This window comes from Tabrizicola sp., assembly GCF_036781545.1.
GTDB lineage: Bacteria > Pseudomonadota > Alphaproteobacteria > Rhodobacterales > Rhodobacteraceae > Tabrizicola.
On sequence record NZ_DAIQAT010000097.1, the window covers coordinates 1 to 6,884 of the forward strand.

The window sequence follows — 6,884 nt, forward strand, 5'->3', positions numbered from 1 at the left end:
TGCGCACCATTCCGGGCAGCATCGGCGGCGCGGTGCGGATGAACGCGGGCTGCTACGGGTCCTATGTGGCCGATGTGCTGGAGGAGGTCCGCATCGTGACGCGCGAGGGCAGGGTGGAAGTCCTGCCCGCGAGCGCGCTGAACCTGCGCTACCGGCAGAGCGAGCTACCGCAGGATGCGGTGATCGTTTCGGCGGTGTTCCGCGCGCAGGCGGGCGACCCGGCGGCGCTGGAGGCGAAGATGGCCGAGCAGATCGCGAAGCGCGACGCCAGCCAGCCGACGAAGGAGCGCAGCGCGGGGTCGACGTTCCGCAATCCGGCGGGGCGATCCTCGACCGGGAAGGCGGACGACACGCATGAGCTGAAGGCCTGGAAGGTGATCGACGACGCCGGGATGCGCGGGGCGCGGTTGGGCGGGGCGCAGATGTCGACCATGCATTCCAACTTCCTCATCAACGCCGGAGGGGCGACTGCCGCCGATCTGGAAAATCTGGGCGAGGAAGTGCGAAAAAAGGTTTTCCAATCAAGCGGCATCGCGCTAGAGTGGGAAATCATGCGGGTCGGAGAATATCCGCAGGACTAACGATATCACGGGTCGCATAAGACCCGGATGAGGCAGTGTATGGCGGGCGCATCGAGCAGGATGGCCCCCGAAGTGGCGGTTCTGATGGGTGGGCCTTCCGCAGAGCGGGAGGTGTCGCTTGTCTCTGGGCGCGAATGCGCCAAGGCCCTGCGGGAGGCTGGTTACAAGGTGACGGAGGTCGATTGCGGCCCCGATCTGCCTGCGCGGCTGGCCGAGCTGAAGCCCGATGTCTGCTTCAACGCGCTGCATGGCCGCTGGGGCGAGGATGGCTGCGTCCAGGGCCTGCTGGAGTGGCTGAACATCCCCTATACCCATTCCGGCGTGCTGGCGTCCGCGTTGGCTATGGACAAGGTCAAGACCAAGGAGGTCTACCGCGCCGCCGGGCTTCCGGTGGCGGAAAGCGTGCTGGCGACGCGGGAAGAGGTCGAGGCGGGGCATGTCCTGCCCGCGCCCTATGTGGTGAAGCCTTATAACGAGGGGTCCTCGGTCGGGGTCTATATCGTGCAGCCGGGGTCGAATGCGCCGCGGCTGGCGTCGACGATGCCTGCGGTCGTGATGGTCGAGACCTATGCGCCGGGGCGCGAGCTTTCGATATCGGTGATGGGCGACCGCGCGCTGGCGGTGACCGACATCATCACCGATGGCTGGTACGACTATGACGCGAAGTACAAGCCGGGAGGCAGCCGGCACCAGCTGCCCGCGGATATGCCCGACGATGTGACGGCGGCTTGTCTGGACTATGCGTTGCGGGCCCATGTGGCGCTGGGTTGCAGGGGGCTGTCGCGTACCGACATGCGCTGGGACGACAGCCGGGGCGTGGACGGGATCATCCTGCTGGAGACCAACACCCAGCCGGGGATGACGCCGACCTCGCTTGCCCCTGAACAGGCGGCACATCACGGAATCAGCTTTCCGGCCTTGTGCGACTGGCTGGTGAGGGATGCGTCATGCAATCGCTGATCGCCCGCCGCCCTGCGCCCCGGGTCCGCCGCGATCCGGCTCCGTCGAAATGGGACTACCGGCTGCAACGCTGGATGCTGACGCCCTATGTGCGGGGCTTCGTGTTCAAGGGTATCCCCGTGCTCGTGATCCTGGGGGCCACCGCCTTGTGGTTCAGCCATGAGCCGAACCGGCAGGCGGTGATCGGCCAGCTGACGCATCTGCGCGCGGAGTTCGAGGCGCGGCCGGAGTTCCGCGTCTCGCTGGCGCGGGTCGAGGGTGCGTCGGACGATCTGGCCGAGGCGGTGCGGGCCAAGCTGGCGCTGCCCCTGCCGATGTCGTCCTTCGACATTGACCTGGATGCGGCGCGGGCAAGAATCGAGGCGCTGGATGCGGTGCAGAAGGCCGACCTCAGGGTGCGGTCGGGCGGCATCCTGCAGGTGTTGATCACCGAGCGCGTCCCGGTCGCCGTCTGGCGCACCGAGGACGGGCTGACGCTGGTCGACGAGACCGGCCACCGGGTCGCGGGCCTTCGCGCCCGGGCCGACCGGGCCGACCTGCCGCTGGTCGCGGGCGAGGGCGCCGACATCGCCACGCCGGAAGCGCTGGACCTGATCGCCGCCGCCGGGCCGCTGACCCCGCGCATCCGCGGGCTGGTGCGGGTCGGCGAGCGGCGCTGGGACCTGGTGCTGGACCGTAACCAGCGCGTGCTCCTGCCCGCCACCAACCCGGTTCAGGCGCTGGAACGCCTTCTGGCGCTGGATCATGCACAGGACCTGATGAACCGCGATATCCTGACCGTCGACCTGCGGTCGGACCACCGCCCGACCCTTCGCCTCACCCCCAAAGCCCTTGCCGATATCCGTCGCGCGCAGGGCCTAGACACTGTGGAGAACGCATTGTGACCGATCTCTATACTTCCCAGCGCGCCATGCGGAACATGCGTCGGGCTGCCATGCAGCGCGGCGTGATCGCCATCCTGGACGTCGGCACCTCGAAGATCGCCTGCCTGATCCTGCGCTTCGACGGGCCGGACCGGCTGCGCGAACAGGACGGCGTCGGGCCGATGGCGGGCCAAAGCCAGTTCCGGGTGATCGGGGCGGCGACGACCCGCAGCCGTGGCGTCCGCTTCGGTGAGATCGCGGTGATGAACGAGACGGAGCGCGCGATCCGCACCGCGGTGCAGGCGGCGCAGAAGATGGCGAATGTGCGGGTCGACCATGTGATCGCCTGTTTCTCGGGGGCGGAGCCGCGCAGCTACGGGTTGGCGGGCGAGCTGGACCTGCAGGATTCGGTGGTGTCGGAACAGGACGTGTCCCGCGTGCTGGCGGCCTGCGACGTGCCGGACCTGGGGCATGGCCGCGAAGTGCTGCACGCCCAGCCGGTGAACTTTGCGCTGGACCACCGGTCCGGCCTGGGCGATCCGCGTGGGCAGATCGGGCATCGGCTGGCGGTGGACATGCACCTGCTGTCGGTCGAGGGCGATGTGGTGCAGAACCTGCTTTACTGCATCAAGCGCTGCGACCTTGAACTCGCGGGGATTGCGTCCTCGGCCTATGTCTCGGCGATTTCCTCGCTGGTCGAGGACGAGCAGGAACTGGGCGCGGCCTGCATCGACATGGGCGGCGGCGCGACCGGCATCTCGATCTTCATGAAGAAGCATATGATCTATGCGGATTCGGTCCGCATGGGCGGCGACCATGTGACCTCCGATATCTCCAAGGGGCTGCAGATTCCCATGGCGGTGGCCGAGCGGATCAAGACGCGCCACGGCGGGCTTTACGCCACCGGGATGGACGACCGCGAGATGATCGACATCGGCGGGGACTCGGGCGACTGGGAGAAGGACCGCCGCCAGATCAGCCGGACGGAACTGATCGGCATCATGCGGCCCCGGGTTGAGGAAATCCTGGAGGAAGTGCGTGCCACGCTGGACGCGGCGGGTTTCGACACGCTGCCGAGCCAGCAGATCGTGCTGACGGGGGGCGCGAGCCAGATCCCCGGCCTGGACGGCATCGCCACGCGGGTTCTGGGCCAGCGGGTCCGTCTGGGTCGGCCCCTGCGGGTGCAGGGCCTGCCGCAGGCGGCGACGGGGGCGGCCTTTGCCAGCGCGGTGGGCCTGTGCCTCTTTGCCGCGCATCCGCAGGACGAATGGTGGGACTTCGAGATTCCGGCCGAACGCTACCCTGCACGCTCGCTGCGGCGGGCCGTCAAATGGTTCAAGGATAACTGGTGAACACCATATCCACGAGCGAAGGGCGAAATACCGCTGATTTCGGGGGTTTGACCCCCAGATTTCGTGGTTGCGCAATAGTTTTTGCGTGACCTTTGCAATGCATGTGGATAGAATCGGGGATAAGTCGGCCTTCCGCAGGGGAATTCACGCGAGAAAGGCCCGATAAAACAGGCGGCGGACAACGGACAGGCAAACCCATGGCACTTAATCTGACGATGACTTCGGAGCGTGAAGAGCTGAAGCCGCGCATCACCGTGTTCGGTGTGGGCGGGGCGGGCGGCAATGCGGTGAACAACATGATCGACAAGATGCTGGAAGGCGTCGAGTTCGTCGTGGCGAACACCGATGCGCAGGCCTTGCAGCAAAGCCGGGCGGGCGCGCGCATCCAGATGGGTGTCAAGGCGACGGAAGGTCTTGGGGCAGGGGCCCGGCCGACGGTGGGGGCCGCTGCGGCGGAAGAGACGATCGAAGAAATCGTCGACCACCTGGCCGGGGCGCATATGTGCTTCATCACCGCCGGCATGGGCGGCGGCACCGGCACCGGCGCAGCCCCGATCATCGCGCAGGCCGCGCGGGAGTTGGGTGTGCTGACCGTCGGCGTCGTGACCAAGCCCTTCCAGTTCGAGGGTGGCAAGCGGATGCGGCAGGCCGAAGAGGGCATCGAGGCCCTGCAGAAGGTCGTCGACACGCTGATCATTATCCCGAACCAGAACCTGTTCCGGCTGGCGAACGAACGCACCACCTTCACCGAGGCCTTCGCGATGGCCGATGACGTGCTGTACCAGGGCGTCAAGGGCGTGACCGACCTGATGGTGCGGCCCGGCCTGATCAACCTCGACTTCGCCGATGTCCGTGCGGTGATGGACGAGATGGGCAAGGCGATGATGGGCACCGGCGAGGCGACCGGCGAGGATCGCGCGGTGCAGGCGGCGGAGAAGGCGATTGCCAACCCGCTGCTGGACGAGATCAGCCTGAACGGCGCCAAGGGTGTGCTGATCAATATCACCGGCGGGCATGACCTGACGCTGTTCGAACTGGACGAGGCCGCGAACATCATCCGCGAGAAGGTGGACCCGGAAGCGAACATCATCGTCGGCTCCACGCTGGATACCGCGATGGAAGGCCGCATCCGCGTGTCGGTCGTGGCGACCGGGATCGACGCTTCGGCGGCGAACAAGGCGGAACCGCCGGTTGCGCGCCGGTCGATGAGCACGCCGCTGACGCTGGCCCCCGCCCCGCAGCCGGAGGCCCCGCGCGCGGCGGCCTATACGCCCAGCTACACCCCCGCGCCCGAGCCGGTGATGGAAGACCGCGTCGCCTTCGAGGAAGAGGTCGATGAAGTGGCCGATGCGGCCTTCGACGCCGCGGCGTCGCGCGCCGACATGGACGCTGACGATCTTTCCATCGCCGACGACCTGCCGCCCCCGGCCTATCGTCCGCAGCCTGTCGCCCAGCCGACGCTGGTGCGCTCGACCCCCGCGGCCATCGAGGCCGATCCGTCGGGCTTCGTCGCCCCGCGTCCGCGCGCGGCTGGCCAGCCCTCGCCCGAGGCCCTGGCGCGGCTGCAGGCCGCAGTGAGCCGTCCGGGCAGTGCCCCGGCGAAGTTCACCCGTCCGGCCCCGGTGGCTGCCCCGGCCCCGGTGGCTGCCCCGGCCTCGGCTGCGGCGAAACCGCGCTTCGGCATCGGCTCGCTGATCAACCGGATGGCGGGCCATCTGGAGGCCGCGCAAGCCGCCCCGGCTGCGCGCAACCAGCCGCCGGTCACGGCCTATGACGACGATCACGACATGGGTTCGGACCAGGACCGGATCGAGATCCCTGCCTTCCTGCGCCGCCAGGCGAACTGAAAAGAACGCGGTATCAACCTTTACGAAAGGCCCGGGAGACCGGGCCTTTTCCTTTTGGATCAACGGCTTGTGGCTTGCTTCAAACCTGTCACATACCGTCACAAAGAGTGAGTTGAGCTTCAATCCCCTAAGGAATACTTAACCTTTCAATCGGAACGGGTCGAACCCGCTCCACATGAGGTTGAGCGAGACTGTGCAGAATACGCTGAAATCCCCTGCCGTCTTTACCGGTGTCGGCCTGCATGGCGGCGAACCCGTCCGCATGGTCGTGCACCCGGCCGCGGCCGATCACGGGGTCTGGTTCCGCCGCACCGATGTGGCCGACCGCGACCCGATGATCCCGGCGCGCTGGGATGCGGTGACGCCCTCGACGCTGTGCACGGTGATCGAGAACGCCGATGGCGTTTCGGTCTCCACCATCGAGCATATCATGGCCGCGCTTGCCGGCTTCGCCATCCACAATGCCCTGATCGAGATCGACGGGCCGGAAGTGCCGATTCTCGACGGCTCGTCGGTGCCCTTCATCGCGGGCTTCCTTGCGGCCGGAATCGAGGAGCAGGACCTGCCGGTGCGCGCCATCCGCGTGCTGAAGCCGGTCGAGGTGCGCGAGGGTGCGGCGGTGGCTCGGCTGGAACCGGCCGAGATGCTGGAGATCGACTTCCGTATCGACTTTGCCGACAAGGCCATCGGCGTCCAGGCGCGGCGGCTGAACATGGCCAACGGCGCCTTCGTGCGCGAACTGTCGGACAGCCGCACCTTCTGTCGCCAGTCGGACGTGGATGCGATGCGCGCCCGTGGCCTGGCCCTGGGCGGCACGCTGGAGAACGCGGTGGTGTTCGATGGCGACCAGGTGCTTTCGCCCGGCGGCCTGCGCCATGCCGACGAACCCGTGCGGCACAAGATGCTGGATGCGGTGGGCGACCTTGCGCTGGCGGGGGGGCCGATTCTGGGCCGTTATGTGGGCGAACGGGCGGGCCATGCCCTGACCAACCGCCTTCTGCGGGCGCTTTTCGCCGACCCTTCGGCCTATGCGCTGGTCGACTGTGGGCCGCGCACCCTGGGCAAGCTGCCGGGCGTGGGTGTCCACCTCGGCGACATGCCCGCGCGCAACTGACCCGGACTGACCATCGAAAGACGCGAAAGGCGTTTTGCGCCCCGGATTTTTCTGTGCTAGGACGGGCGCAACGAGACGAGCCGAGGGTGGGCAAACCGCCCGGGCTGCAGGTTGGATAGGCGAAGAATGTCAGGCAGAAGGCCCGGCGCAGGGTTCCTCAAGACGGC

Annotated in this window: 5 protein-coding genes and 1 pseudogene; all 6 read left to right on the plus strand. The window is 67.5% G+C overall.

From position 1 onward, the window contains the following. Positions 1 to 581, plus strand: a pseudogene (locus tag V7Q39_RS13960) (UDP-N-acetylmuramate dehydrogenase); the annotation flags it as partial. Between the two features lie 39 nt (positions 582 to 620). Beyond that, a complete protein-coding gene (locus V7Q39_RS13965) occupies positions 621 to 1,541 on the plus strand; it encodes a D-alanine--D-alanine ligase (protein WP_333817207.1) in 921 nt (306 codons plus the stop codon). Continuing rightward, positions 1,529 to 2,425 carry a cell division protein FtsQ/DivIB gene (locus tag V7Q39_RS13970; protein ID WP_333817208.1) on the plus strand — a complete coding sequence of 299 codons (897 nt, stop codon included), beginning with the start codon at positions 1,529 to 1,531 and terminating at the stop codon, positions 2,423 to 2,425. Before V7Q39_RS13965 ends, V7Q39_RS13970 begins: the two co-directional genes overlap by 13 nt. Next, entirely contained in the window at positions 2,422 to 3,756 is a 1,335-nt protein-coding gene (gene ftsA / locus V7Q39_RS13975; RefSeq protein WP_333817209.1) for a cell division protein FtsA, read from the plus strand. The genes V7Q39_RS13970 and ftsA overlap by 4 nt, the downstream gene beginning before the upstream one ends. Before the next feature lie 197 nt (positions 3,757 to 3,953). After that, positions 3,954 to 5,603 carry a cell division protein FtsZ gene (ftsZ, locus tag V7Q39_RS13980; protein ID WP_333817210.1) on the plus strand — a complete coding sequence of 550 codons (1,650 nt, stop codon included), beginning with the start codon at positions 3,954 to 3,956 and terminating at the stop codon, positions 5,601 to 5,603. A 193-nt stretch (positions 5,604 to 5,796) separates the two neighbouring features. After that, positions 5,797 to 6,717 carry a UDP-3-O-acyl-N-acetylglucosamine deacetylase gene (gene lpxC / locus V7Q39_RS13985; RefSeq protein WP_333817217.1) on the plus strand — a complete coding sequence of 307 codons (921 nt, stop codon included), beginning with the start codon at positions 5,797 to 5,799 and terminating at the stop codon, positions 6,715 to 6,717. The last annotated feature ends 167 nt before the right edge of the window (positions 6,718 to 6,884 follow it).